The 25,786-nt window shown below is 61.4% G+C and carries 20 protein-coding genes; 2 read left to right on the forward strand and 18 right to left on the reverse strand.

The features are described 5' to 3' along the window. Positions 1-4 precede the first annotated feature (4 nt). The 16 genes from narH to LNV09_RS19750 form a co-directional block, all read right to left on the reverse strand. Positions 5-1,528 (reverse strand): nitrate reductase subunit beta, encoded by a 1,524-nt coding sequence (gene narH / locus LNV09_RS19675; RefSeq protein ID WP_263558772.1) that lies wholly within the window; start codon positions 1,526-1,528, stop codon positions 5-7. 103 nt (positions 1,529-1,631) lie between these two features. After that, positions 1,632-5,420, reverse strand: coding sequence for a nitrate reductase subunit alpha (locus LNV09_RS19680; RefSeq protein WP_263558773.1), 3,789 nt, complete (start codon positions 5,418-5,420; stop codon positions 1,632-1,634). Between the two features lie 43 nt (positions 5,421-5,463). Next, positions 5,464-7,116, reverse strand: a complete 1,653-nt coding sequence (locus LNV09_RS19685; RefSeq protein ID WP_263558774.1) for an MFS transporter — start codon at positions 7,114-7,116, stop codon at positions 5,464-5,466. 29 nt (positions 7,117-7,145) lie between these two features. After that, on the reverse strand, positions 7,146-8,459 hold the full coding sequence (locus tag LNV09_RS19690; protein ID WP_263558775.1) for an MFS transporter: 1,314 nt from the start codon (positions 8,457-8,459) through the stop codon (positions 7,146-7,148). Positions 8,460-8,659: 200 nt separating this feature from the next. Beyond that, positions 8,660-9,319 (reverse strand): response regulator, encoded by a 660-nt coding sequence (locus LNV09_RS19695; protein WP_263558826.1) that lies wholly within the window; start codon positions 9,317-9,319, stop codon positions 8,660-8,662. 18 nt (positions 9,320-9,337) lie between these two features. Continuing rightward, entirely contained in the window at positions 9,338-11,278 is a 1,941-nt protein-coding gene (locus LNV09_RS19700; RefSeq protein WP_263558776.1) for a type IV pili methyl-accepting chemotaxis transducer N-terminal domain-containing protein, read from the reverse strand. A 79-nt stretch (positions 11,279-11,357) separates the two neighbouring features. Further along, positions 11,358-11,546 carry a hypothetical protein gene (locus LNV09_RS19705; RefSeq protein WP_263558777.1) on the reverse strand — a complete coding sequence of 63 codons (189 nt, stop codon included), beginning with the start codon at positions 11,544-11,546 and terminating at the stop codon, positions 11,358-11,360. A gap of 160 nt (positions 11,547-11,706) precedes the next feature. Continuing rightward, positions 11,707-13,395, reverse strand: coding sequence for an MFS transporter (locus LNV09_RS19710; RefSeq protein ID WP_263558778.1), 1,689 nt, complete (start codon positions 13,393-13,395; stop codon positions 11,707-11,709). Between the two features lie 194 nt (positions 13,396-13,589). Then, positions 13,590-14,246 carry a 2-hydroxychromene-2-carboxylate isomerase gene (locus LNV09_RS19715; RefSeq protein ID WP_263558779.1) on the reverse strand — a complete coding sequence of 219 codons (657 nt, stop codon included), beginning with the start codon at positions 14,244-14,246 and terminating at the stop codon, positions 13,590-13,592. A gap of 16 nt (positions 14,247-14,262) precedes the next feature. Continuing rightward, complete coding sequence (locus LNV09_RS19720) at positions 14,263-14,499, reverse strand: DUF1289 domain-containing protein (protein ID WP_263558780.1); 237 nt, start codon at positions 14,497-14,499, stop codon at positions 14,263-14,265. Next, complete coding sequence (locus LNV09_RS19725; RefSeq protein WP_263558781.1) at positions 14,496-15,008, reverse strand: YbaK/EbsC family protein; 513 nt, start codon at positions 15,006-15,008, stop codon at positions 14,496-14,498. Before LNV09_RS19725 ends, LNV09_RS19720 begins: the two co-directional genes overlap by 4 nt. 34 nt (positions 15,009-15,042) lie before the next feature. Beyond that, on the reverse strand, positions 15,043-15,864 hold the full coding sequence (phnX, locus tag LNV09_RS19730) for a phosphonoacetaldehyde hydrolase (protein ID WP_263558782.1): 822 nt from the start codon (positions 15,862-15,864) through the stop codon (positions 15,043-15,045). Between the two features lie 6 nt (positions 15,865-15,870). Continuing rightward, on the reverse strand, positions 15,871-16,983 hold the full coding sequence (locus tag LNV09_RS19735; protein ID WP_263558783.1) for a TIGR03364 family FAD-dependent oxidoreductase: 1,113 nt from the start codon (positions 16,981-16,983) through the stop codon (positions 15,871-15,873). A gap of 32 nt (positions 16,984-17,015) precedes the next feature. Then, entirely contained in the window at positions 17,016-18,686 is a 1,671-nt protein-coding gene (locus LNV09_RS19740) for a putative 2-aminoethylphosphonate ABC transporter permease subunit (RefSeq protein ID WP_263558784.1), read from the reverse strand. Next, entirely contained in the window at positions 18,683-19,780 is a 1,098-nt protein-coding gene (locus LNV09_RS19745) for an ABC transporter ATP-binding protein (RefSeq protein ID WP_263558785.1), read from the reverse strand. The genes LNV09_RS19740 and LNV09_RS19745 overlap by 4 nt, the downstream gene beginning before the upstream one ends. Positions 19,781-19,820: 40 nt before the next feature. Then, positions 19,821-20,849, reverse strand: a complete 1,029-nt coding sequence (locus tag LNV09_RS19750; protein WP_411969326.1) for a putative 2-aminoethylphosphonate ABC transporter substrate-binding protein — start codon at positions 20,847-20,849, stop codon at positions 19,821-19,823. 191 nt (positions 20,850-21,040) lie between these two features. Here LNV09_RS19750 and LNV09_RS19755 point away from each other — a divergent pair, with 191 nt between their 5' ends. Beyond that, positions 21,041-21,919, forward strand: a complete 879-nt coding sequence (locus LNV09_RS19755; RefSeq protein ID WP_263558786.1) for a LysR substrate-binding domain-containing protein — start codon at positions 21,041-21,043, stop codon at positions 21,917-21,919. Positions 21,920-22,020: 101 nt separating this feature from the next. Continuing rightward, positions 22,021-22,587, forward strand: a complete 567-nt coding sequence (locus tag LNV09_RS19760) for a GGDEF domain-containing protein (protein ID WP_263558787.1) — start codon at positions 22,021-22,023, stop codon at positions 22,585-22,587. Between the two features lie 82 nt (positions 22,588-22,669). Here the strand turns inward: LNV09_RS19760 and LNV09_RS19765 are convergent, their stop codons facing one another. Beyond that, positions 22,670-24,055 (reverse strand): esterase-like activity of phytase family protein, encoded by a 1,386-nt coding sequence (locus tag LNV09_RS19765; protein WP_263558788.1) that lies wholly within the window; start codon positions 24,053-24,055, stop codon positions 22,670-22,672. A gap of 112 nt (positions 24,056-24,167) precedes the next feature. Further along, the gene (locus tag LNV09_RS19770) at positions 24,168-25,763 is read right to left on the reverse strand and encodes a M20/M25/M40 family metallo-hydrolase (RefSeq protein WP_263558789.1); all 1,596 of its coding nucleotides are present in this window, start codon (positions 25,761-25,763) and stop codon (positions 24,168-24,170) included. Positions 25,764-25,786: the final 23 nt, after the last annotated feature.

Genomic DNA, 25,786 nt, shown 5'->3' on the forward strand with positions numbered 1-25,786 from the left:
CGCCTCACACCGTCGACTTTATGGAGATCGTGCGCTTCTTGGCCCCACCGAAAAGGCTGGTCTCGGTCTGCCCGTCGGAGCAGCCATTGCCGAAGCTGAAGCCGCAGCCGCCTCGTACATCAAAGGTGTTCTCCGCATATTCACGGTGCGTGGTCGGGATCACGAAGCGATCCTCGTAATTGGCAATCGCCATGGTCTGGTACATGTCCTCGACCTCGTGCTTGAGCAAGCCGACCTGATCCAGCACCGCCTTGTTCTCGACGCCGTCGACATGCTTGCTGCGCTGATAGGCGCGCATCGCCAGCATGCGCTCGAGCGCCCGTTCGACCGGCGGCACATTGCCGGCGGTCAGCAGATTGGCCAGGTATTGCACCGGGATGCGCAGTTGCTTAACGTCCGGGATCTGCCCATTGATACCGAGCTGACCCGAATTGGCGGCAGCGCTGATTGGAGAGAGCGGTGGCACATACCAGACCATAGGCAGCGTGCGGTACTCGGGGTGCAAGGGGAGTGCTACCTTCCACTCGACCGCCATCTTGTAGACCGGGCTCTTGCGGGCGGATGCCATCCAGGCGTCGGGGATGCCGTCCTTGCGGGCCTGTTCGATCACCTTGGGATCGTTCGGGTCGAGGAAGATATCCAGCTGCGCCTGGTACAGATCCTTGTCGTTGACGACGCTGGCGGCTTCTTGAATGCGGTCCGCGTCATACAGCAGCACGCCCAGGTAACGAATTCGTCCGACGCAGGTTTCCGAGCAGACGGTCGGCTGACCGGCTTCGATGCGCGGATAGCAGAAGATGCATTTCTCGGCCTTGCCCGACTGCCAGTTGTAGTAAATCTTCTTGTAAGGGCAGCCCGACACGCACATGCGCCAGCCACGGCATTTGTCCTGGTCGATCAGCACGATGCCGTCTTCCTCGCGCTTGTAGATCGAGCCCGAGGGGCAAGACGCCACGCAGGCCGGGTTCAGGCAATGCTCGCACAGACGCGGCAAATACATCATGAAGGTGTTTTCGAACTGACCGTACATCTCCTTCTGTACATTCTCGAAGTTCTGATCCTTGCTGCGCTTGGCGAACTCGCCGCCGAGAATTTCTTCCCAGTTCGGACCCCATTCGATCTTCTCCATGCGCTTGCCAGTGATCAGGCTGCGCGGGCGGGCGGTCGGCGGCGCCTTCGACTTAGGCGCCGACTGCAGATGGTCGTAGTCGAAGGTGAAGGGCTCGTAATAGTCGTCGATCTCGGGCAGATTGGGGTTGGAGAAGATGCGCATCAACAACTTCCACTTGCCGCCCTGGCGCGGTTCGATCGCGCCATTGGCCTTGCGGTGCCAGCCGCCGTTCCAGCGGTCCTGGTTCTCCCATTCCTTCGGGTAGCCGATGCCAGGCTTGGTCTCAACATTGTTGAACCAGGCGTATTCGACGCCGGGGCGATTGGTCCAGACGTTCTTGCAGGTGACCGAACAAGTGTGGCAACCAATGCACTTGTCTAGGTTCAGCACCATGCCGATTTGAGCGCGTACTTTCATAGGGATGACCTCCCCTCGTTTGATGAGTACATCAATCGATCCCCCGAGGGGATGCGGGCCGACTTGGGAGCGGCCCGGCGCTCGGCCCGCTGGTGCTTGTATCTCATGCTGTTGCTCCTTTTGTTTCTTCTTCCAGCCAATCCACCTTGGCCATCTTGCGCACCAGCACGAACTCATCGCGGTTGGTACCAATCGTGCCGTAGTAGTTGAAGCCATAGCTCAGCTGCGCATAACCGCCAATCATGTGGGTCGGCTTTGTGACGATGCGAGTGACCGAGTTGTGGATGCCGCCGCGCGTGCCGGTGATCTCCGAGCCCGGGGTGTTGATGATCTTCTCTTGCGAGTGGTACATCATCACCATGCCGTTCTTGACTCGCTGGCTGACCACGGCGCGCGCCGCAATCGCACCATTGGCGTTGAACAACTCGACCCAGTCGTTGTCGACGATGCCGGCCTTTGTCGCGTCGTCCTCGCTGATCCAGATCACCGAGCCGCCCCGGTTCAGCGTCAGCATCATGATGTTGTCGCTATAGGTCGAGTGGATACCCCATTTCTGGTGCGGCGTGATGAAGTTGAGCGCAATCTCCGTATGCCCATTCGGCTTGAGACCTTGTACTTCCACCAGCGTCTTCAAATCAACCGGCGGTCTATAGCTGCTGAAGCCCTCGCCGAAGGCCTGCATCCAGGGGTGGTCCTGGTAAAACTGCTGGCGGCCCGTCAGCGTGCGCCATGGGATCAGCTCGTGCACATTGGTGTAGCCGGCGTTGTAGCTGACTTTTTCGCTCTCAAGCCCCGACCAGGTCGGGCTGGAGATGATTTTGCGCGGCTGCGCCTGGATGTCGCGGAAGCGGATCTTTTCGTCCTCGCGGTGCAGCGCCAAGTGGGCATGCTCGCGGCCGGTCTGCTTGGACAAAGCCTCCCAGGCCTTGACCGCCACATGGCCGTTGGTCTCGGGGGCAAGTTGCAGCACAACCTCGGCCGCATCGATGTCGGTCTCGATTCTCGGCATGCCTTTGGTGACGCCTTCATCGCGCACACGGCCGTTCAAGTCGCCGAGTTGTTCAACCTCGGTGTCGGTGTTCCAGCTGATGCCCTTGCCGCCATTGCCGACCTTGTTCATCAAGGGGCCGAGTGCGGTGAAGCGCTTGTACAGATTCGGGTAGTCGCGCTCGACCACGGCGATCTGCGGCGCGGTCTTGCCGGGGATCAGATCGATCTCGCCCTTCTTCCACTCTTGCACCCCGAAAGGCTGGGCCAATTCGGCCGGCGTGTCGTGCATCAACGGCGTCAAGACCAGCTCTTTCTCGACGCCCAAATGACCGACGCAGAGTTCGCTGAAGGTCTTGGCAAAACCCTTGTAGATCTCCCAATCGCTGCGTGCCTGCCAGGCCGGGTCCACGGCGGTGGACAGCGGGTGGATGAAGGGATGCATGTCCGAGGTATTGAGGTCGTTCTTCTCATACCAGGTCGCGGTGGGCAAGACGATGTCCGAGTACAGACAGGTCGTGCTCATGCGGAAGTCCAGCGTCACGAGCAAGTCCAGCTTGCCCTCGGGCGCCTTGGCGTGCCATTCCACTTCTTCCGGCTTGACATCATCCTTGCCCAGATCCTTGCCCTGCACACCGTGGGTCGTGCCCAAGAGATGCTTCAGGAAGTACTCATGGCCTTTGCCCGAGGAGCCCAGGATGTTGGAGCGCCAGACGAACATATTGCGCGGCCAGTTAGACGGGTGGTCCGGGTCCTCGCAGCTCATGCGCAGCGAGCCGTCCTTCAGGCTCTTGACCGCATAGTCCTTGGCATCCATGCCGGCAGCGGCCGCGTCCTTGACGACTTGCATCGGGTTGGTCTGCAGCTGCGGGGCGGAGGGCAACCAGCCCATGCGCTCGGCGCGCACGTTGTAGTCGATCAGGCTGCCGCCGTACTTGGCCTTGTCGGCCAGCGGCGACAAGATCTCGGACACATCCAGCTTCTCGTAGCGCCATTGGTCGGTGTGGGCGTAGAAGAAACTGGTCGAGTTCATCTGCCGTGGTGGGCGGATCCAGTCGAGTGCGAAGGCCAGCGCCGTCCAGCCGGTCTGCGGACGCAGCTTTTCCTGGCCGACGTAATGGGCCCAGCCGCCGCCCGACTGCCCAATACAGCCGCACATCATCAGCATATTGATGATGCCGCGGTAGTTCATATCGCAGTGGTACCAGTGATTCATCGCCGCACCGATGATGACCATCGATTTGCCACGGGTCTTGTCGGCGTTGTCGCCGAATTCACGGCCAACGGTGATGATCTGCTCACGCTTCACGCCGGTGATGGACTCCGCCCAGGCTGGCGTGTAGGGCAGGTTGTCGTCATAGCTGGTCGGGCAGTCATCGACCAGGCCACGGTTGATGCCGTACTGCGCGACTTGCAGGTCAAACACGGTGGCGACCAGGCATTCGGCCGCGTCGGCATGCTTGCCCAGCTTCATGCGCACCACCGGCACGTTCCGGCTCAGCACGTCTTGCTGCTTGTTGGATTGGAAGTTCGGCGTGTCGATGCCGCCGAAATAAGGGAAACCGACGGTGGCGATCTCATGCGCCTGATCACCATCCTCCAGCACCGACAGCTTCAGCTTCACATCGCTGTCATGCACAGCCTCTTTGGATTCGAGGTTCCACTTGCCCAGGTCCGGCCTGTCGCCCGCACCCCAGCGAAAGCCGATCGAGCCATTCGGCAGCACGACCTTACCGGCCGTGTCAAAGGCCAGCGTCTTCCAGTCGGGGTTGTTGTCCTGGCCGAGCTTGCTACCGAAGTCGCTGGCGCGCAGATAGCGGTCGGGCACCAGCAGCTCACGACCATCGGCGGTGGTGGTTTTCTTCATCTTCACCAGCAGCGGCAGGTCGGTGTAGCGGCGGGCGTAATCGTCGAAATAGGTGGAGCGCCCTTTGCCGCCATCCTTGAAGTAGAACTCCTTCAAGATCACATGACCCATCGCCATCGCGATCGCGGCGTCGGTGCCCTGCTTCGGGTGCATCCAGATGTCGGCCAGCTTGGCGACCTCGGAATAGTCCGGCGTCACCGCCACCGTCTTGGCGCCCTTGTAGCGCACCTCGGTGAAGAAGTGAGCGTCCGGCGTGCGCGTCTGCGGCACGTTGGAGCCCCAGGCGATGATGTAGTTGCTGTTGTACCAGTCGGCGCTCTCGGGCACATCGGTCTGCTCACCCCAGACCTGCGGGCTGGCCGGTGGCAGGTCGCAATACCAGTCATAGAAGCTCATGCAGACGCCGCCCATCAGACTCAGATAGCGGCTGCCGGCGGCATAACTGATCATCGACATGGCAGGGATCGGCGAGAAGCCGATCACGCGATCGGGCCCATGCTTCTTGACCGTGTAGATATTGGCCGAAGCGATGATCTCGTTGACCTCATCCCAGGTCGAGCGCACAAAGCCGCCCAGGCCTCGGTCTTTTTGCCATTCCGTACGCTGTTCCTGGTTTTCGACCAGGTTGGTCCAGGCATCGACCGGGCTCTTGGCCACGCCTCGTGCGGCGCGCCAATGCTTGAGCAGCGAGCCGCGCACCATCGGGTACTTGACCCGGTTGGCGCTGTACAGATACCAGGAGTAACTCGCACCTCGAGCGCAACCGCGTGGCTCGTGGTTGGGCAGATCGGGCCGCGTGCGCGGGTAATCGGTCTGCTGGGTTTCCCAGGTGACGATGCCGCCCTTGACGTAGATCTTCCAGGAGCAGGAGCCCGTGCAATTGGTGCCATGGGTGGAGCGCACGATCTTGTCATGCTGCCAACGGGCGCGGTAGGCTTCTTCCCAGGTGCGGTCTTCGGCGGTAGTGACGCCGTGTTCATTGGAGAACGTTTCCTTCGGCAGAGCGAAGTAATTCAATCGGTCGAGGAAGTGGCTCATGGTCTATTCCTTGTTTTTCGTTTGTTCTTCGTTTGCTCTAAGTTCATGGGTTCTTGACATACGCGTTGGCGCGCAGATAGAACCACCAGTTCAAAATCAGGCAGACGGCGTAAAAAACCGCGAAGCCGTAGAAGGCGTATTGCGGCGTACCGGCCTTGATCTGCTGCCCGATCAGCACAGGGGCGATGAAGGCGCCGTAGGCGGCGACGGCCGAGGTCCAGCCCAACACTGGGCCGGCTTGGGCCTTGTCGAAGATGAAGCCAACGCTGCGGAAGGTCGAGCCATTGCCCACGCCGGTGGCGGCAAACAGCAGGATGAACAGCCCCATGAAGAGCTGGAAGTACTGCTCGGGCGTGCTTGATTGGTAGGCCTGCATCATCACGTAGCCGACCGCTGCGGAAGCGAACACCATGATGGCCGAGATCACCTGGGTGACGATGGATCCGCCTACCTTGTCGGCGATCCAGCCGCCGATCGGCCGCACCGCTGCGCCAACGAAAGGGCCAATCCAGGCATAGGTCAGTGCCGACGGTGCGTTAGGGTTCTTCAAGGTGTGTTGCAGCACGCCGGCCGCATCGGGCGCATGGATGAAGCCGAAGATCACCGTGATCGCCAGTGGCAAGGCCATCGAGAAGCCGATGAAGCTGCCGAAGGTCACCACATACAGCGCCGTCATCGCCCAGGTGTGCTTGTTCTTGAAGATCGCGAACTGCTTTGTAACGCCCTCTTTCATCGTGCCAAAGGCGGCCAGCTTCATCACCACAAGCGCGGCGATGATGTCGAGCGGGATCGCCACCCACATATTCAGCAGACCCAAGCCGGTAGGCGCCGGCAGGTAGAGATAGAGCATCGCGATCGAAGGTACGAAGGCGAGCGAATACAGATAGATGATCTTGCCGAAAGCGGTCAAGGGCGAGCCAGTATCGGGAGACACCGTCTTCAGATTGCTCATGCCGAACCAGCAAAGAATCGACAGTGGCACCAGCGACAAGACCCAGGCGAAACCGGCGTTTTGAATCCAGGTAGGCGTGCCGGCCAGAATCTTGCCGAGAATCCAACCACTGTCCTTGATCAGCGGCCGCGACTCGCCACCCAAGGCGCCGAACAGGCCCACCGTCATCACCAGCGGGATCACGATCTGCATCGTCGTGACGCCGAAATTACCCAGGCCGGCATTCAAGCCTAGCGCCGTGCCCTGCAAGCGCTTGGGAAAGAAGGGGCTGATATTGGACATCGAGGAGGCAAAGTTGCCGCCGCCCACACCCGACCACAGCGCCATCAGCTGGAACACCCACAGCGGCCACTCGGGATGCTGCAGCGCCACACCGGTGCCGATAGCAGGAGCCAAGAGCATCGCTGTGGTCAGAAATATGGTGTTGCGCCCACCGGCCATGCGGATCAGGAAGGAGGCCGGGATGCGCATGGTGGCGCCCGAGATGCCGGCAATCGCCGTCAGCGTGAACAGCTCATCCTTGCTGAAGGGAAAGCCCAGGTTGAGCATCTGCACCGTGATGATGCCCCACATGCCCCAGACCGCGAAACCGCAGAGCAACGCAGGAATCGAGATCCAGAGATTGCGGTAGGCGATTTTCTTGCCGGTGGATTCCCAGAATTTTTCGTCCTCGGGGCGCCAGTCGGCAATATCTGCCGTGCCGCCATCGGCGACCGGTGCGCCGGCCTTGCTCATGGTGTTCATAGCTATGTGTTCCTTTGTTGACGCTCGACTTAGCGAGCGAAGGACTGCGAAATTGGCGAAGCGGGGGCGTTCTTGCCCATCAGTTCGGTTTTTCGTACTTCGGTCCAATACATCCAGATCAAGGAGACCCAGACCACCGCATACATCAGCATGAAAGCGCTGGAGCGGATGCCGGTCAGGTCCATCAAGGCGCCGAACATGATGGGCAGCACAAAGCCGCCAAGGCCACCGGCCAGGCCCACGATGCCGGAGATGGTGCCGATATTGGCGCCGTAGTCATCGCTGATGTACTTGAAGACGCTGGCCTTGCCGAAAGCCCAGGCGATGCCCAGCGTGAACATCAGGCCGGTGAAAGCATAGACATTGAGGCCGATGTGGAAGGTCTTGGGGCCATTGACCGTCATCACGGTGAAGTCGGTCTGCGGGTAGGACAAGATAAAGAGGCAAATCCAGCTCACCCACAGCACCCACCAGGTGACGTTGTGTGCGCCATGCTTGTCCGACATCCAGCCCCCCACCGCACGCAACACACCCCCGGGCAAGGAAAAGCAGGCGGCCAGCAAGGCGGCGACGCGAATGTCGAGGCCGTATTCACCGACGTAGTACTGCACCATCCACAGGCTCAAGGCCACATAACCGCCGAACACGATGGAGTAGTACTGGCAGTACTTCAAGACCCGTGGGTCCTTCAAGGCCTTCAGCTGCGACACGAAGCTGGCATTGCTGGCGACCAGATGTTTGTCGTCCGAATGGCTGAAGAACCAGAAAAGGATGGCGGTGCCGAGCAGCACGGCGGCATAGACATGCGGCACCATGGTCCAGCCGAAGGCCACGACCAGGCCAGGGGCGACGAATTTGTTGACCGCCGCGCCGGAGTTGCCGGCACCGAACACGCCCATCGCAAAACCCTGCCGATTCTTCGGGAACCAGCGCGCTACATAAGGCGTGCCGACCGAGAACGAGCCGCCGGCCAGGCCGACAAACAGACCGATCACGAGGAAATGCCAGTAAGCGGTGGCATAACTCATCAGCCAGATGGGCAAGACGCAAGCCATCATCAGACAGAAGAAGACGATGCGGCCGCCGAACTTGTCGGTCCAGATACCCAGCGGCACACGGATCAGCGAGCCACTCAAGACCGGCATCGCGGTCAGCAGGCCGAACTCGGTCGAATTCAGGTTCAACGCTTTCTTGATCGGGATGCCGATCACGCCAAACATCATCCAGACCATAAAGCAAACGGTAAAAGCCAGCGTGCTGACGACCAAGACGCTGAGCGCCTTGCGGCCTTGGCTTGATGCATCGACGCTGGCGCCAACAGGACTTGCGGGGTTCACAGACATGGAGGTTCTCCTCTTTTCTATGTCTGTGACTGTCCCGGATCAGCGTCGCGGCGAACATCCTTCCAAGGGTAGGCGCCAGGCCGCCATAAGGACGATGACACCACGCCGGCCATAGTTCCTTCGAACTAGCCGGCGCTTAAGTTTGCGTTTGATCAAGGTGCCGGCCTCATGAAGCCCGGCCCGCAAAAAGCCAGCCTTGGCTAACCCAGGCCCCGCTCGCTCGCCCAGACCGCCACCTGCACGCGCGAACTCAGGTTCAACTTGCGCAGAATATGCTGGACGTGGATCTTCACCGTCGTCTCGGCAATGCCCAGCGTGCGGGCAATTTCCTTGTTGCTGGCGCCGCGTGCGATTTCGCGCAACAGCTCTTGCTCGCGCGGCGACAGCAAAGACTCCTCGGCCGCGCTGGCTGCACAAGGGGGCGGCGCAGCCGCAGTGGACGCCTTGAAGGCACGCACCAGCTTGTGCGTCATCTCGGCGCTGACCACCGACTCTCCGCCGACGGCACGGCGGATCGCTGCCGCCAGGTCTTGCCCGTCAATGGTCTTGAGCAAATAGCCGGCCGCACCAGCGCGCAAGGCAGCGGCCAGATCTTCTTCGTCCTCGCTGACTGTCAACATGATGAACTGGGTGTCGGGCGCCACCTCCAACAAGCCGGGCAGCAAATCAACACCGCGCACACCGGGCATATGGTTGTCCAGCAACACGACGGCAGGTTGCAGTTCCTTGACCCGACGCAAGGCCTCGACGCCGTCTGCCGCCTCCCCCACCACCTCCAGCCCTGGCTCATGGGTCAACAGAGCGGTCAGGCCGCGGCGAAACAGGCTGTGGTCATCGACCACCATCACGCGAATAGTCATGGCACGCAAACGGTTAACTTAAACGGACCTAGCGGCAAGTCCGGGATCCGGGGCAACATCGGCCACAAGGCTGATGTCGGGCACTGAACTGCGGCCCTGCGGCGGCAGCGTCAGGCTGATCTGCGTGCCCTGCCCCGCCTGACTGCTCACCTGCAAGGTGGCGCCGATGCGCTGGGCACGCTCGCGCATGATGTGCAGGCCGACATGGGTCTCATCGAAACGCCCGGCAAGCGCGTCGAAGCCGGCGCCATCATCGCGCACCTCAAAACGCCACTGCGGCGACTGCGTGACGCGCAACTCCACCGAGCTTGCACCGGCATGTTTGCGCACATTGGAGAGCGCTTCTTGCAACACATGCAAGACCTGCACCTGCTGGTCAGGCGGCAAGGGCACGCCCTGCCCGGCCATCGTCAGCTGCGTGCTGAGCCCGCTTTGCAGCTCGAATTTAGACAAGGTGCTGCGCAGCGCGTGCGCAATATCCTCTTGGTCGGGCCGGGTGCGAAAGTGCAAGAGCAACTCGCGCACATCGGCATAACTTTCCTTCACACCGGCATCAATTTCGGCCAAGCTCGCCTCCACTTCCTGCGAGTGCCCCTCCTTGATCCCACGGCGCAACAGTTGCACCTGGATTTTCAAGAAGGCAAGCGACTGCGCGATCGAGTCGTGCAGCTCCTGCGCCATCAAATTGCGCTCCTCGCTGACCGCCATCTCGCGCATGCGTGAGGCCAGGCGCAGATTGTCCAGCTGCGTCGCGACCTGGCCCGCCAAGGCGTCCAGCAAATGGCGCTCTTCTTCAGAGATGAGTCGCTCGCCGTAAAAAAACAGCTCAACCTCGCCGACCGTGCGGTTGGGCGTACGCATCGGAATCGCGACCACGGTCTGATAGCCGGCCGCCTCGCAATGCTTGAGCTTGCGCTGGCCCAAGGCCCGAATCGGAATGATGCGCGCGCCGGCCACGGTCTCCAGATGCTCGCCGCAAGCACAGTCGCCCCTGCGCACGCAGGCTTCGGCCTCGACCATGCTGGCCGGCAGCCGGTGATGCCCCAACATCAACAGGCGTTCGCCGTCCTCGGCCGCCAAACGCACGGCGGCCGCATCGGCACCTGAGATGCGGCAGATCTTCGCGGCAAACTCTTGTGCCAAGTCCTGGGTGCTGGGCTGGCTTTGCACCGCCATCAGGGCGACGTCATACAGTGCGGCCAAACGCTCGTTCTGGCGTGCCAGATCCGCCGTCTTCTCGGCCACTTTGTGTTCCAAGCCCCGGTAAGAACCCTCCAGCGCGTCGGCCATGGCGTTGAAGCCCAAGGCCAGTGAACTGAACTCTTCGACGGTGTTGCTTTCATCGATGCGAAGCGAAAAGTCGCGCGCCGCCATCTGCTTCAGGCCATCACGCAAGCGCTGCAAGGGCTGAATGATCCAGACAAAAGTGCCCGACACAAACACCACCGAGGCGGCAGCCACCAGCACCACCAAGCCGAAACACAGGCCGCCGAGCAAGGCGGTGCGGGTGGCGATGGCATTCTCGATGGCCGAAACAAAGGCATCGACCGTGTTGACAAATTGATCGGCCTGGCGGCGCAGCTGCGCTCCGTCGCTGGACTCCAGGAGTTGCTGGCGCAGCGGCAACCAAGCCTGTTCAACATCCGCAAAGCGGTCAAGACTGGCCCGGTTGTCGGGGATGAACAGCGGGCGACTGGGGTCGCCGCGACGCAGGCTCAGGACCATGGAGTCGAAGTCGGCCACGCCTTGCTTCAACTCGACACGCTCGCCGGCCTGCTGCATCAGTGTCAGCTTGTAGGTCAGCATGCGCATGCGGCCGGCCTCGTTGATGGCGCCCGCGCCGCCCTCCAACTGCCATGACACCCAAAGCGTGAAGGCGATCGAGGCCAGCGCCACGACCAAAAATGTGGTTTGAATCAGGGCGAGCTTGCCCGCCAATGTTCGATAGAGCTTGCGCATGCCGCAGGGTAGGCCTGCGGCATGGGGCGACTATTGACCTAAGTCAAGCAGCCGCGTTTCGAGAATCTTGCAGCAGCCTTTAATTGGATGCGGCGGAAGCGGGGGCTGGCGCGACCAAAGCGGCCGAGGCGGCCGAAGCTGACTCTTCGACATGCGGTGCGGCCACGTCGTGCTTTTCTCCGCTCATATCAACGTTTCCGCCGCTCTTCATCAAGATAAAGATGGCCAGGGCAGCAAAAACGGCAAAGCCGACGAGTAATTTCCACATGATTTGGTTCCAGTTCAAAGAAAAGGTTAGCAGCAACTTTTATTGTCACCGAGCTTGCTGACTCCAGCCTGAGAGCGCTTTGGCAAAGCCCAATTGAAAAAGGGCGACCCTAAGGCCGCCCCGTGCAATTCAAGCGTTTGGCTCGCTGAGGAGCTTGGGCTTAGTCGTTAGCGTAAATATCCACATCCTTGGTTTCACGCACAAACAGCAGGCCGATCACCAGCGTCATGGCAGCGACGCCGATTGGGTACCACAGGCCGTGATAGATGTTGCCGTTTTGCGCCACCATCGCGAAGGTGATGGAAGGCAGCAGTCCACCGAACCAGCCGTTACCGATGTGATAAGGCAAGCTCATCGAGGTGTAACGGATACGGGTTGGGAACAACTCCACCAGCATCGCGGCGATCGGGCCGTAGACCATGGTCACGTACAAGACCAAGACGAACAGGATGGCCACCACCAAAGGCTGGTTGATCTTGGCGGGGTCGGCCTTGGCGGGGTAGCCGGCGGCCTTCATCGCTTCGCTCAATTCCTTCTTGAAGGCGGCAATACCCTTGGCGCTGGCTTCGTCGAACTTGAAGCCACCTGGCATCACCGTGGCGTTGAGGCCATTGATGACCTTCTCGCCGACCTTGATCACCGCCACCGAGCCGGCTGGGCCGGGCAAAGTCTCGTAGCTGGCCGAGGACTGAGCCAAGGCACGCTTGGCAATGTCGCAGCTGCTGGTGAAGTCGACTTCACGAGCAATCGGGCTGCCCTGGAAGGAGCAGGTCGATGTATCCACGGTCAGCGTGATCTGGGCGCTCGCTTGTGCCTTGGCCAAGTCAGGGTTGGCCGCATTGGTCAGCGCCTTGAACAATGGGAAGTAGGTCACGATGGCGAGCAGCAAGCCGGCCATGATGATCGGCTTGCGGCCGATCTTGTCCGACAGGGTGCCGAAGATCACGAAGAACGGTGTGCCCAAGAGCAGCGAGATCGCAACCATGATGTTGGCGGCCGACATTTCCACCTTCAACACGCTGGTCAGGAAGAACAACGCATAGAACTGGCCCGTGTACCAGACCACACCTTGGCCGGCAACCAGACCGAACAGCGCCAGCATGACAATCTTCAGGTTTTTCCACTGGCCGAAGGACTCGGACAGCGGTGCCTTGGAAGTCTTGCCTTCGGACTTCATCTTCTGGAAGGCCGGGCTCTCGTTCATCGACAAGCGGATCCAGACGCTGACAGCCAGCAGCAAGATCGACACGATGAACGGCACGCGCCAGCCCCACTCACCGAAGGCGGTCTCGCCGATCAGCGTGCGGGTGCCCAGAATCACCATCAAGGACAGGAACAGACCCAGCGTTGCGGTGGTTTGAATCCAGGACGTGTAGGCACCGCGCTTGTTGGCGGGGGCATGTTCGGCCACATAGGTTGCGGCGCCGCCATACTCACCACCCAAGGCCAAGCCTTGCAGCATGCGCAGGCCGATCAAGATGACCGGAGCGGCCGCGCCTATGGTCGCGTAATTGGGCAGCACGCCGACGATGAAGGTCGACAAACCCATGATCAGAATCGTCACCAAGAAGGTGTACTTGCGACCGATCATGTCGCCCAAACGACCGAACACCAAGGCGCCGAAGGGGCGCACGATGAAGCCGGCGGCAAAGGCCAGCAAGGACGCGATGAACGCCGCTTGCGGGTCCAGGCCCGAGAAGAATTGCTTGGCGATAATTGGCGCCAAAGAACCGTAGAGGTAAAAGTCGTACCACTCGAACACGGTGCCCAGCGAGGAGGCGAAGATCACTTTCTTCTCTTCACCCGTCATTGGCGTGTTCGTCGTGGAGACTGCTGTTGCAGTTGCCATGGTGGATGTCTCCAAATATTTGCCTGAGAACCACCGACCGGCAGCTCTTGGCGCAACTATGGAAGCAGCCTCTGACCCCACTCTGACGCCGCGCTGAACGCTTGCTTACAAACCCGGTTGCAACCCTTGGCTTTTATTTCTTAATGTGAAATTTATCCAAGATCAAGGGTAAGTCCTGGGTCGCCATTCTTGGATCATTTAGCAGCGCTGGCCCGGCGCACACCCGGTCGAGATTTGGCGGCTGCATCCCATGCGCCTTGCTCAAACCAAGGGTCTCCGCGCAGATAAGCCGCTAGCATTTCGAGCGAATCCAAACCCCAGAACAGGCGGCCGTCCACTTCAATCGTTGGCACACCGAACACACCCAGCTCCAGCGCTTGTTCGGTGGCGTTGCGCAAAGTCTCCTTGATCTCCTCGCTGGCCACCTCGCGCACCGGGGCCAGGTCTTGCGTCAGTTGAGCCAGACGCTCCGCCTGATTCGCGTCGGCGCCTTCGCCGCGCCAGACATGGTGCAGGATCTTTTCGACCTGCAGACGGTTCGGCGTGCCACCGGCCGGCGCGCAGGCCCAAGCCAGGCGCAGCAAGGGCAAGGGGTTGAACGGGTGCTGTGCCGGCACCTGCAAGGGAATGTTGAACTGATGCGCGGCCCAGGCCACTTGGCGGAAGGTCCATTGCCGCTTGGGCTCGATCTCGGCCGGGCCTTTCTGGCCCAAGGCGTGCAGCAGTGCCGCAAACAGAATCGGGCGGTACTCGACGCTATAGCTGATGCCGCTCAAGGCTTCGGGCAGGCGCTCGAAAGCCAGGGCCGCGTAAGGCGAGATTGGGTCGAAGTAAAAACGCAATTGCTTCATGGTGCTGCTAGGCCTTTCAGGGCTCGTGGGTTTGTTCAGCGGCAGTGAAAATGCCGAGGTCGAGCAGGTGCTCGCGGCGCGGCGGCAAGCGGCTCAAAATCTCCAGACGGGCAGCGTCATCGGACTTGGACCAGACGGTGATTTCAGGAATCGTGCGCGCGCAACCCTCGCACCAGCCGGTCGGCTGATGGATCTTGCAAACATTGCTGCAAGGCGACTTGACCGCCGAGCTAACCAAAGCACTCGTCGTCATGCTTGCACCACATCGATCACCGGCGCGCCGGTCATGGCGGCCAGCTCGGCCGGCGACATCTTGAACACGCCGTTAGGGTGGCCGGCCGCAGCCCAGATCACCTCAAAACGAAACAGCTCCTGATCGACAAAGAGCAAGGGCTGCGGCGCATCAGCGCTGGGCAAAAAACCCAAGGGCGAAACCCCGCCGATGGAAAAGCCTGTGCGTGCCTTGACATAGTCCGCATCGGCGCGGCCCAGCGGCCCGGTGTGCGGAGCGAGTTTTTTCTCGTCCACGCGTTTGTCGCCCGAGGTGATCACCAACACGGCGGCCTCGTCCGATTTGCGCTTGAAGACCACAGACTTGGCGATCTGGCCCAGGCTCACGCCCAGGGCATCGGCCGCTTCTTGCGAGGTGCGTGCGGCCACCTCCAACCATTGCGGCGCATGGGCATGGCGGGCTCGCGCCAGCGCGGCTTGCACGCGCACAAAGCCGTCCGGGCGCTCGCTGCTACTTTGAATATCATTCATGTCGGCATTGTCTCAGGCCGGCAAACGCCCCTGTTCAGGCGGGTAATTCACCCGCCGCCATGCGACGCTCGATCTCGTCTATCAGCGGCAGCAGATCGGCCACGCCGTCGATGACAAAATGCGCGCCGCCCTCCAACAGCAATTGGCGCGCCTGCTCAAGCAGCAGCACTTGTTGCGCGGGCGGTGTGGCCAGCCACTCGGCTTCACTCAGGCCCAAGGAATTGCCCGTCACGGCCAGACCCACCACCCAAGCGCCGACCGCCCTGCCCTCTTGCAAGCCCGGCACCGTGTCATCCACCTTGACCACCGCAGCCGGCGGCCAAACGCCCAGATCCGACAGCGTGCGCACCATCATCAAAGGGCCAGGTCTTGCGCTGGCCATATCGCCGGCGCAGACTAGGTTGTCGGGCTTGTAGCCCTGCGCCTCGGCCAAGGGGGCGACGACTTCCATGATGGGGCGGTTGTAGCCGGTGGTCGAGCCAATTTTCAGACCCCTCGCGCGCAGGCCGGCGACGGTTTCAAGCGCCCCCGGAATCAGCGCTGCATGCTGGGTGACGCTGGCCATATTCATCGGTGTGAAGACCTCGTAAAGCTCATCACAGTCAGCGTCGGTGAAATCGCGGTCGTGCGCCATACGCCAACGCTGCGCAATTTCTGGCTGATTGCCCAGCGCATGAATGTGATCCCACTTGGCCAAGCCCATCGGCACTCTTGCTTCAGCGATGCTGATCACCACGCCGTAGCGGGCAAACAGCTGGACAAAAGCACCCATCGGCGCCTGACTGCCAAAGTCGATGATGGTGCCGGCCCAATCAAACACTACCGCTTGCAAATGCTGCTTCGTCTTGTCATTCATTGCTGATTACCAATCTCTGAAAACTTCTTCGGCCAGCCCAAAGGCCGTGCTGGCGCCGGTGCCGCTGGTCACCGTGACCAGCCGGGTGTTGGCCGCGGGTGCTTCGACCAGGCAAGGCTCGGTGGCTGAGGAGGGATAGGTGCCGACCCAGCGCTCGGTCACCACCGCCTTTTCGAGACGCAGGCTTTGATGCAAATGCCGCAGGATCAAGGCATCCACCTCTTCCGAAGCGAAAGGCGGCAAGACCGGGCCGTAATGGTGCGAGTCACCCACGACCAGGGAGCCGTCAGCGCTTTGCACCACGATCAGATGGATGCCATGCGCCAGGCTGGCGGCTTCTTCTTTTTCTAGCCGCGCCCGCAAGGCTTGCGCTTGCGGCAACTCGGAGTAGCCTTCATAGCGAATCAAACTCAGATCCCCCATCACCGAGCCGGGCAGCTTGAAGCCGGCCTCTGGCCGCACCCGCAACATTTGCAACTGACACAGGCGCAGACGATGCGGCAGCCAGCTGTTGGCGAACAAGCCGTTCAATTCAGCGCCGCCGCAGACCACGACGCGCTCGGCTTGGTAGTTAGCGCGCGCCGTCTGCACATGCGGCGTGTCCACCGCCAGCACTGCCTCGCCGAAGCGGAACTCGACGCCATGCGCCGTCGCCAACCAAGTCGTCAAACGCGGGATCGCCGTGCGCGATTCGACCCGCAGCTCATGCGGGCTGTAAAGCACGCTTTGCAGCTGTTCGGTGCGCAGCGCGGGCGCGCGCGCGGCGGCGGCGTCCGGACTCAAGAGCTCGCAGCCCTCGGCCATCTCGGTCGCCATAAAGGCTTCCAGCACCGCTTGAGCCTCGGGGCGCTCGGCCGCCAGAAAGAGCCCGGTGTGCACCACATCGATGCCGGCCAGCGGCGCCACTTCGGCCCAGACCTGGCGCGAACGACGCGCTCTTGCATGGCTGGCGCCGGATTTTTGGCCGGTCACCGTGACAAAGCCGAAATTGCGGATCGAAGCGCCGACGCAGGCCGCGTCGCGCTCCAAGACCAGCACCTTCAAACCGCGCCGAGCGGCGGTATAGGCATGGGCCAGGCCGACGATGCCGGCGCCGACCACCAAAAGGTCATATTTCATAGTCATGTTGAAGAAGATGGGATGTGAATTCGTCAGCGTGCACGCCAGGCCTGTGTGCGCTTGATCAGCATGCGCTCCAGCAGCGCGATCAAAAAGCGGCCCAAGGCTGCGGTCAAAAAGATCAGCACCGCCATCGCCGCGGCCGGGCCGATATCACCGGCGTCGTCCATGGCCAGCACCGCCACCGAGGCCAGCGTGGTTTCGGGCGAATACAAGAACACCACGGCCGACACCGTCGTCATCGCGTTGATGAAGAAATACGCAGCCACTTGCATCATGGCCGGCAAGCTGACCGGCAAATGAACCCGCCACAGCGTGGTCCAAAACGGCACGCCCAAGGACGCGGCCACCAGCTCATACTCCGGGTCCAGCTGGCGCAGTGCGGCCAGTTGGGTGATATGCGCGACCGAGTAGAAATGCGCGACCGTGCAAATGACAAGTAAGCTCAAAGTGCCATAGAGGCCATGCAGCGGATTCCAGCCGGCATTGAAGAACAAGATATAGCCCAGGCCCAGCGCCAGACCCGGCACCGCCATGGGCAGGCTGGCGATGGCGTTCAAGAGACCGCGACCAGCCTCAAAGCGGCGGGGCTTCTCGACCAGATAGGCGCTCAAGAAGGTCAAGCCTGCACCCAAGACCGCGCAGCCCAAGGCCAGCTTGATCGAATTGCCGTAGCTGGCCCAGCCGCCGCCGTCCATCATGTCGAAACGAAAGTTATTGAAAGACGGCGTCAAGTTATAAGGCCAGTAGGTCGCCAAGGCCGCAAACATGGCCACGCCCATCACGGCGATCAAGAGCAAAGCGATCAGGCTGCAATAGAGCAGCATGGCACCGTCCAGGCGGCCCCAGGCTTTTGGCTGATAAGGCACGGCGCGCACGGTCAAGGCGGCGCCCTGCGCTCGCCGCAGGCGCTGCTCGACCCAAAAGGCCAGCAACGCAGGCAGCAGCAACAGCAAAGCCACGACCGCGCCCATTTGCAGGCGCTGCTGGCCTATCACCTGTTTGTAGATATCGGTGGCCAGCACTTGGGTATTGCCGCCAATCACCTTGGGCACGCCAAAGTCGGTCAGGACCATCACGAACACCACCACCAGTGAAATCAGCAGCCCGTAGCGGCTGGCCGGCAACGTGACGGTGCGAAAAATGCGCCAGCGCCCAGCGCCCAGACTGGCCGCGGCCTCATGCAAGCGCCCGTCACTGGTGGCCAAAGCCGTCAACATAATCAGCAAGGCGTGCGGCAAGGTCCACAAGACCGAGCCGATGACGATGCCCAGCGGCCCGTAAATGCTGTGCCCGCCCAGCCAGCCTCTAAGCAGGCCTTGATTTCCAAACAGATAGATCAAGCTGATCGCCATCAACAGCGACGGCGCAAGGATGGGCAGCAAGGCCACCGCGCGAAAGAAGCGCCGTCCCGGCATGCAGGTCTGCGTCAGCGCATAGGCATAGCCGTAAGCCAAGCCCACGCTGATGAGCGCGCTCAAGGCCGACAAATACAGGCTGTTGAAGAGCGAGCGCCCGACATTGGGGCTGCCAAAATAACTGCTGAAGTTGCTCAAGCCCGCGAAGCTGCCATCGGCCGCGTAAAAGCTCATTGCCAGCAGGCTGCCCACTGGCAAGGCAATGCCCAGCACCAAGGCCAAAAGACCGACAACCAAGAGCAGCAGCAGTGGGCCGCGCTCATTCATCTGTTGGACCCGGCTCATGCGACTCGCAGCATGGAGAGTGGCTGCATCAGGCCGCGAATGCTGCTCGCCGGCAACTCCATCAAGACCTGACCCTGCAGCCAGGCCGGCAGGCTGGCGTCGTTCGAAGTCGGCACTTCGGCCTCGATCACGACTCCGCCTAAAGCCGCGCAGCGCAGGCGCACCAAGGTGCAAGGACCCAGAAACACCGTCTCCAGCACTTCGGCCTGCAAGCTATTGAGGCTCTCCGTGGTCGGCAAGACCTCGTCCGCATTGAAAGCACGTAGCCTGATCGCCTCGGGCCGCAGCCCCAGCAGCAGCGGGCTGCCGGTCTTGAAGGTATCGATATCGCAGTGCAAGTCATGCGCCCCAACACGCGCCCGATTGCGCGCCACCACCAGCGCCGGCATCAAGTTCATCTTGCCGACAAAACCGGCCACAAACTCGCTCGCTGGCCGCGCATAGAGCTGCTGCGGCGTGCCGGTCTGCTCAATCTGCCCCTTGTGCATGACGACGACGCGGTCCGACATCGACAGCGCCTCATCCTGGTCATGGGTCACCATCAGCGTGGTGATACCTAACTGCTTTTGCAAGCGGCGGATCTCGGCCCGCAGGCTGACGCGCACCTGCGCGTCCAAGGCCGACAGTGGCTCATCCAGCAAGAGCAGCGGCGGCTGCGGCGCCAGGGCGCGCGCCAAGGCCACCCGCTGCTGCTGACCGCCGGACAGCTGGGATGGGAACTTGTGCGCCTGATCGGCCAGGCCGACCAGGTCCAGCATCTCCAGCGCCCGCGTCTGCTGCTGCGCACGCTTCATGCCCTGAAGCCCATAAGCGACATTGGCCGCCACGCTCAAGTTCGGGAACAAGGCATAGGACTGGAAGACGACGCCAAAGCGGCGCTGCGAAGCTTCCAGCGCAGTGATGTCTTGGCCGCGCAGATGAATGCTGCCGCTGTCGGGCGTCTCGATGCCGCAGAGAATGCGCAAGAGCGTGGTCTTGCCGCAGCCCGAAGGCCCCAGCAAGCTTATGAACTCGCCCTGCGCCACGTCCAGCGCGATGCCGCGCAGCACCGACTGCGTGCCGTAACGCTTGGTGATGTGTTGTACCGAAAGCATGGAGACGGTTTCTATTCTTTGTGCAGAGGCTTGAGCAAGATCACTTCTTGGGCTCAGCCTTACCTTCGTAACGCTTGGCCCACTCGGTCAGGATGCGATCGCGGTTGGCGGCGGCCCAGGCGAAGTCGTTCTTGATCAAGAGTTTTTCGATGTCGGACGGCACGAATTCCAGACGTTCCTGCACCTGCGGCAGCGCCAGCACGGCGAAGTTGCCGGCATACAGCTCATTGGCCTTCTTGGTCACTGCCCAGTCGGCCAGCGCACGCGCCGCTTCTTGCTTCTTGCTGCTCTTGAAGATGGCGGTCGCTTCAACATCCCAACCCAAGCCTTCTTTGGGGAAGATGATGTCGATAGGCGCGCCGTCTTTCTTGGTCTTGTTGGCGCGGTAATCAAAGGACAGTCCGACCGGGAATTCGCCGGCACCGGCCTGGCGGCAAGGCTTGGAGCCGCTGTGCGTGTAGACGCCGACATTCTGGTGCAGTGCATCCATATAGGCCCAGCCCTTGGCCTCGCCCATGGTCTGCAACCAGGCCGACACCATCAAAAACCCGGTGCCGCTGGAGGCAGGATGCGGCATCGTCACCGTGCCTTTGTAGACCGGCAGCGTCAGATCGGCCCAGCTCGCGGGCTTGGGCAGATGGCGCTTTTCGGCCTCGACCGTATTGAAGCAAACCGCCGACGACCACAGGTCCATGCCGACCCAGGTCGGCTGAACGCGCGGGTCACGCATCGTGGCGCGCACCTGCTCCAGACCCTTGGGCGCATAGGGCTGCAGGAGGCCGTCCTTGTCCAGCAGCATCAAGGACGTGGCGGCCAGGCCCCACACCATATCGGCCTGCGGGTTGGCTCTTTCGGCCAGCAAGCGGGCGGTGATGATGCCGGTGGACTCGCGCACGAACTTCAGCTCGATGCTGGGGTTGTCGGCCTCGAAGGCGGCCTTGTAGGCCTTGATTTGATCGGCTTCCAGCGCTGAATAGACCAGCAACTCGGTCTTGGCTTGGGCAAATGCTTGGCCAGCCATCAAGGCGGTCAGGCTCAACAAGGCCAGTTTCACGAAGGTTTGACGCATTTCAACTCCAGATGGTTCGACGAAAGTTTGCAGGCAGCTCACGCAGCGCACGACTTACAAGAGCCAGCACTGCGGATCGGCGAAACTGTAGGGATGGCGGATGAACACAGCGCGTCAAATGACGCAAATTTGACAAAGCAACTATTGGCAGGTTTTGCACCCCTGAGCCCGGGTGACTTTCGAGGCCGGCCATGCTGGTGAGCCAGTTGAAGGCGTTTTTCACCGTCGCACGCCTGGGCAGCGTGACGCTGGCGGCCAAGCATCTGCGCTTGAGTCAGCCGACCGTCACCACGCAGATTCGCGCGCTGGAGGATCTGTACGGGGTCGAGCTGTTCCGCCGCGAGGGCGGCCGGCTCTTGATCAGCGATGCCGGCGTGCTCTTGATGCCGCGCGTCGATCAGCTCTTGCAGCAAGAAATCGACCTAGAGTTTGCGCTGCGCAATGCCGGCGAATTGCAGCGCGGCAGCCTGCGCATTGGCGCCACCGCGCCCTATTACGTGCTCGACATCGTGCAGCGCTACCGGCAGCGCTTCCCGCAAGTGGAGATCACCTTGGCGGCCGGCAATTCACGTCAGATGATTGATGCGCTGCAGGAATACCGGGTCGACATTGCCACCTCCTCACACTTGGAAGAAGACCCGCGCCTGCACCGCCTCGAACTCGGCGCCGACCCGCTGGCCCTGGTCGCGCACCGCGATCATCCGCTCGCCCGCCTCGCCCAGGTGCGCTTGAATGCCTTGGCCGGCTGCCATCTCTTGATGCGCGAACGCGGCTCCATGACGCGCCAGCTGACCGAGCAAATGCTGATGGACGCCAAGGTGCAGCCGCTCAGCTGCATGGAGATCGCCAGCCGCGAGGCCCTGCGCGAGGCGGTGATCCGGCAAATGGGCGTGTGCATCTTCGCCGCCAACGAGGTCTGCGAACACCCGGATCTGCGCGTCATCCCCCTGATCGGCATGGCCAATGACGAGGCCGCGCCGCTGGTGCGCGAATATCTTTACTGCCTGAAGGACCGGCGCGCTTCGCGTTTGATTGACAGCTTTTTGCTGGAATGCTTGCCGAAGGCCTGAGCTTCTTTTTTGAAACTGAGGGCAAAAACATCGGGATTTGGAGGGTGTCAAAGCCGGCCGGCCTGCATACTATGGACTCATGTTCCTGAATGGAGTGCTCAATGCCCAATCTGATTGCTGACCAATTGAACGGCCTGATGGATCGCCAGGCTCTGCAGACCCTGATGGAGCAAGCGGCCGCTGCGGCCCGCGCTGGCGGCCAGTCGCTGGCCGTGCTAACGCTGGATCTCGACCACTTCAAGGCCTATCTGGAAGACCAAGGTCACGCGCAAGCCCAAACCGTGCTGACGCGCGCCGCTACCTTGTTGAGCTCGCTGCAGCCGGCCGGAGCCAGCCTGGCTCATCTGGGCGGCGATGAATTCGTGATGCTGCTGCCGGCCACCGACCTTGCGGCCGCCGTTGCCACGGCCGAGACGCTGCGCCTTGCGGTAGAGGCGGAGTTCGCCACTCTCGCCGGCCCCACGCCCCTGACCGTTACTCTGGGTGCCGCCGCCAGTCCGCCCGGCTCTGACTGGACCGCACGCAGCCTGCTGGCCCTGGCCGATGCACGCATGACCTTCGGCAAAAAGCGCTTGCTGCCGCATCACAACCGCGTCTGGTCGGGCACCCTGCCCTCGGACTGGTATCCACGCTTTGATGTGCAGGCCGAGGTCTGGCCAAGCTTGTAAGCAAGGTCACCGGAGCAAAAACCAGAAGGCCCGAACTTCACAGCGCGGGCCTTCTTCCTTTTTGAGCGACTTAGCTCAGCAATCAGTCACGCTTGCGGCGCCCGGCCACAAAGAAGCCGATCCCGCCCAGACCCGCCAGCAGCAGCGCATAGGTGCTGGGCTCAGGCACTGCGCTGGTCAGGTGGATCTTCAGGAACTCGGTGTTGTCCGAACCCAGATCACGGCCACCGACGCCGGGGTAGTTGTTGTCGTTCGCCACCAGCAAGGTGTTCTCGTCCAGCACCAGCACGCTTTCGATCGTCACGAAGGGGAAGGTGAAGCTGGTTTTGCCGTCGCCGTTGAGATCATCCGGGTCGGCGATATTCATCAGATCGACCGCTTCGGACTTGTCCACATAGCCGGCCGCATCGACCTTGTTGATGTCGATGCGGAAGATCTTCTTGAACGGGGTACCCGAAGCTGAGGTGGCGGTCACGCCGTTGCGTTCGATGACCAGGAATTCATGGTCATTGAGCGCCGTCATATCGCCGATATTGGTGCCGGCGGCGTCGAGCTTGTACTTCCATTGCTGGCCGGTGTAGGACTCGGTGTCGATGCTGAACTCGTTGATGCGCAGCGTCTTACGGTTAGCGTCGTCGCCCGCGACCGTGCCTTCCAGCAGCGTGAACAACTTGTCACCGGCTCGGTTGATGGCCATGCCTTCAAAGCCGTTGGAGCCGTTCAAGTTCGGCGTACCGCCATTCAGATAGGGGTTTTGCGGCGACATCACGCCGGGCAAGCCGACCTCGCCGCGCAGTACCTTGCCGCTGGCATCGGCCTTGACCAGGAATGGACCAAATTCATCGCCAAACCACAGGTTGCCGTTCTTGTCTTTGCGCACCGACTCGACGTCAAAATCAGCGCCGGTCAGCAAGCGGCCCGAACGGATGCTGGCATCGACGAGCGGATTGGCCGCATTGTTGTAGTAGTGGGTGTAATCGGCTTGGATCGCGAAGCCGATCTTTTTGTCCGGGTCGGCCAGGTTGATGTAGCTGCCGGCATTGAAGCCGGCCATCGCCGCGCCGCTGTTGTAGTTGGCCGCTTTGACGCTGCCTGTGCCGCCGCTGGAAGTCTTGAAATCAGGCGTCACCGCGTACATGCGCAGCAAGGCATCGGCCGAATTGCCCTTGGTGCCGAAGCCGTTATCGGGCATGAACAAATAGCTGCCGGCGACCGGGCCGTTCAGCACGGCCGAGAAGCCTTGAACTGACTGCTTGTTCAACAAAGGCAAAGGATTACCCCCCGCACCGCTGGCGAATTGGCCGGTCGTCGGGCCTTCGGCAAAGGTATTGGCGGGCATGATGGCCCAGCCTTCCAGCGATGCGCCGGCCGCGAAAGCGGGGGCGGCGAAAGCCAGACCGCAAGCGACTGCAATCAAACGCAGGGACTTGCCGCCGGCCTTGTTGATTTCAAATGACGTCGTCTTCATCTTTACTGCTCCCTATGCGCAGACTGCCTGCGCCATGGAGCCGTATTCTTTGCGACCTAGGTGATACCCTGATGACGTCAAATTTTGCCGATAGAGCCAAACGGCTCATCCGCTATTGCGGCGTGTAGCTAACGGCCAACTTGAATGTGCCCGCGCTATAGCCCTTGAGCAAGACGTAGACATCGGTATTGGCTGTGGCGGAGGCGCTGACGCTGCAACTCTCGGTGGCCGTGCTGCCGTCGCTCTTGCAGTCGTAGACGCTGGCGCTGGCGGGGCCGCCCTTTTTGACAAACAAATCGATATCGCCGGTGCCGGTGGTGCTGGCCTTCAGCGTGCCGCCGGCCTTGAGTTTGAACGGCCCGAAAGACTGGGTTTGATTCAGGCTCAAGCTGCCGCTGAAGTTCTCGGTCTTGTCCACCGGCGGCGTGCCCACACCGTCGGCGCCCAGTTCCACCGCATAGGCCAAGGCCATGCGCGCAAATTTCAGGGAGTGCTCGGCTTGGCTGCCGGTGTTGGCATAAGTGTCGTTGGCGCTGTGAATATAGGGGTTGTCGGCGGCAAACGAGGACTCAAATGGCATCGATGCGTAGTAGCCCTTCGCGTTCCAAGAGGCATGGTCCGAGCAAGCGTAGCCGCAGCGGTCGCTGCCGATCTTCAGCGTCGGCAAATAAGTCTTGATCAAGTTCGTCACAAAGCTGTTCTGCGCGCTGTCGGTGTAGTCGGTGAAGATGTAGATGTCGTTGGCAGCGCCCTTGTAATTGGTCATGTCCAGTTGCATCACCCCGACCACATTGGCGTTGGCCGCCGCGAAGCTGTTGGCGATTTCTTGCGAGCCGCGCAGGCCCACCTCCTCGGCCGCATAAGCCATGAACTTGATCGTGCGACGCGGCTTGAAGCCGCCGGCGACCAGGGTGCGGATGATTTCGGTCAAGCTGGCTACACCCGAGGCGTCGTCGTCGGCACCGGGCGCACGCGTGGTTTCACTCGTGCCTTGGGCATTGATCGAATCCAGGTGAGCGCCCAGCACCACGATTTCTGCGGCATTGTCCGAACCCTTGAAGGTGGCAATTACCGACTTCTGGGCCCAGTTGGGATGGCTGAACTGCTCGACCGAGACATCGCTGCGGCCGGCCACCAGATTGCTCCAGCGGCTTTTGAGCCAATTGGACGCGGCCACGCCACCGGAGGTCGTGTAGTAACGGTTGGTATTGGCGGATAGATCCAGCATCGTTTGGCCAATATTGCTGGCTTGCATCTGCGCCAACATCGGATTGATCAAGGCCTGCTGATCGATCACATAGCTCGGCCGGCTGACGGCCAGCAGCGCAGTCCGGCCGCTTTGCTGGCTTTGCAGCGCCTTCAAGCCCTCGGCCTTGTTGGCATGAAACATATAGCCGCCGCAACGTTTCAATTTTTCATGCACCGAGGCCGACAAGGCCAGCAGAGCCGCCTCATCGACCTCCACCAAATGCACTTGTTCGGTCTTGGCAATACCGCGAGCATCTGGCCCCGGCTCACTTGGTGCTTGCTTGACCTCGATGCTGGCACTGGCCCGCGCGGTGGGCTGCAGCTTTTGCAACTCGCTCCAGGCGGCGTCGCCCAGGCTGATCCAGACCTTGTCGGCAGCTCGGGCAGCGGGACTGAGGCCAGTCAGCCCCAAGAGCAGCGCAGTGAGCGTGAGGGAGGCGGGGCAAAAAGCAAGGCGCATGATGAATGACTCCATGGTTTTGG

This window comes from Paucibacter sp. B2R-40 (assembly GCF_025717555.1).
Lineage (GTDB): Bacteria > Pseudomonadota > Gammaproteobacteria > Burkholderiales > Burkholderiaceae_C > Paucibacter_A.

What these genes read in the sequence shown, in the direction of transcription:
- narH (WP_263558772.1), bottom strand. Translation starts at nt 1,528, where the DNA reads ATGAAAGTACGCGCTCAAATCGGCATGGTGCTGAACCTAGACAAGTGC.
- LNV09_RS19680 (WP_263558773.1), bottom strand. Translation starts at nt 5,420, where the DNA reads ATGAGCCACTTCCTCGACCGATTGAATTACTTCGCTCTGCCGAAGGAA.
- LNV09_RS19685 (WP_263558774.1), bottom strand. Translation starts at nt 7,116, where the DNA reads ATGAACACCATGAGCAAGGCCGGCGCACCGGTCGCCGATGGCGGCACG.
- LNV09_RS19690 (WP_263558775.1), bottom strand. Translation starts at nt 8,459, where the DNA reads ATGTCTGTGAACCCCGCAAGTCCTGTTGGCGCCAGCGTCGATGCATCA.
- LNV09_RS19695 (WP_263558826.1), bottom strand. Translation starts at nt 9,319, where the DNA reads ATGACTATTCGCGTGATGGTGGTCGATGACCACAGCCTGTTTCGCCGC.
- LNV09_RS19700 (WP_263558776.1), bottom strand. Translation starts at nt 11,278, where the DNA reads ATGCGCAAGCTCTATCGAACATTGGCGGGCAAGCTCGCCCTGATTCAA.
- LNV09_RS19705 (WP_263558777.1), bottom strand. Translation starts at nt 11,546, where the DNA reads ATGTGGAAATTACTCGTCGGCTTTGCCGTTTTTGCTGCCCTGGCCATC.
- LNV09_RS19710 (WP_263558778.1), bottom strand. Translation starts at nt 13,395, where the DNA reads ATGGCAACTGCAACAGCAGTCTCCACGACGAACACGCCAATGACGGGT.
- LNV09_RS19715 (WP_263558779.1), bottom strand. Translation starts at nt 14,246, where the DNA reads ATGAAGCAATTGCGTTTTTACTTCGACCCAATCTCGCCTTACGCGGCC.
- LNV09_RS19720 (WP_263558780.1), bottom strand. Translation starts at nt 14,499, where the DNA reads ATGACGACGAGTGCTTTGGTTAGCTCGGCGGTCAAGTCGCCTTGCAGC.
- LNV09_RS19725 (WP_263558781.1), bottom strand. Translation starts at nt 15,008, where the DNA reads ATGAATGATATTCAAAGTAGCAGCGAGCGCCCGGACGGCTTTGTGCGC.
- phnX (WP_263558782.1), bottom strand. Translation starts at nt 15,864, where the DNA reads ATGAATGACAAGACGAAGCAGCATTTGCAAGCGGTAGTGTTTGATTGG.
- LNV09_RS19735 (WP_263558783.1), bottom strand. Translation starts at nt 16,983, where the DNA reads ATGAAATATGACCTTTTGGTGGTCGGCGCCGGCATCGTCGGCCTGGCC.
- LNV09_RS19740 (WP_263558784.1), bottom strand. Translation starts at nt 18,686, where the DNA reads ATGAGCCGGGTCCAACAGATGAATGAGCGCGGCCCACTGCTGCTGCTC.
- LNV09_RS19745 (WP_263558785.1), bottom strand. Translation starts at nt 19,780, where the DNA reads ATGCTTTCGGTACAACACATCACCAAGCGTTACGGCACGCAGTCGGTG.
- LNV09_RS19750 (WP_411969326.1), bottom strand. Translation starts at nt 20,849, where the DNA reads ATGCGTCAAACCTTCGTGAAACTGGCCTTGTTGAGCCTGACCGCCTTG.
- LNV09_RS19755 (WP_263558786.1), top strand. Translation starts at nt 21,041, where the DNA reads ATGCTGGTGAGCCAGTTGAAGGCGTTTTTCACCGTCGCACGCCTGGGC.
- LNV09_RS19760 (WP_263558787.1), top strand. Translation starts at nt 22,021, where the DNA reads ATGCCCAATCTGATTGCTGACCAATTGAACGGCCTGATGGATCGCCAG.
- LNV09_RS19765 (WP_263558788.1), bottom strand. Translation starts at nt 24,055, where the DNA reads ATGAAGACGACGTCATTTGAAATCAACAAGGCCGGCGGCAAGTCCCTG.
- LNV09_RS19770 (WP_263558789.1), bottom strand. Translation starts at nt 25,763, where the DNA reads ATGCGCCTTGCTTTTTGCCCCGCCTCCCTCACGCTCACTGCGCTGCTC.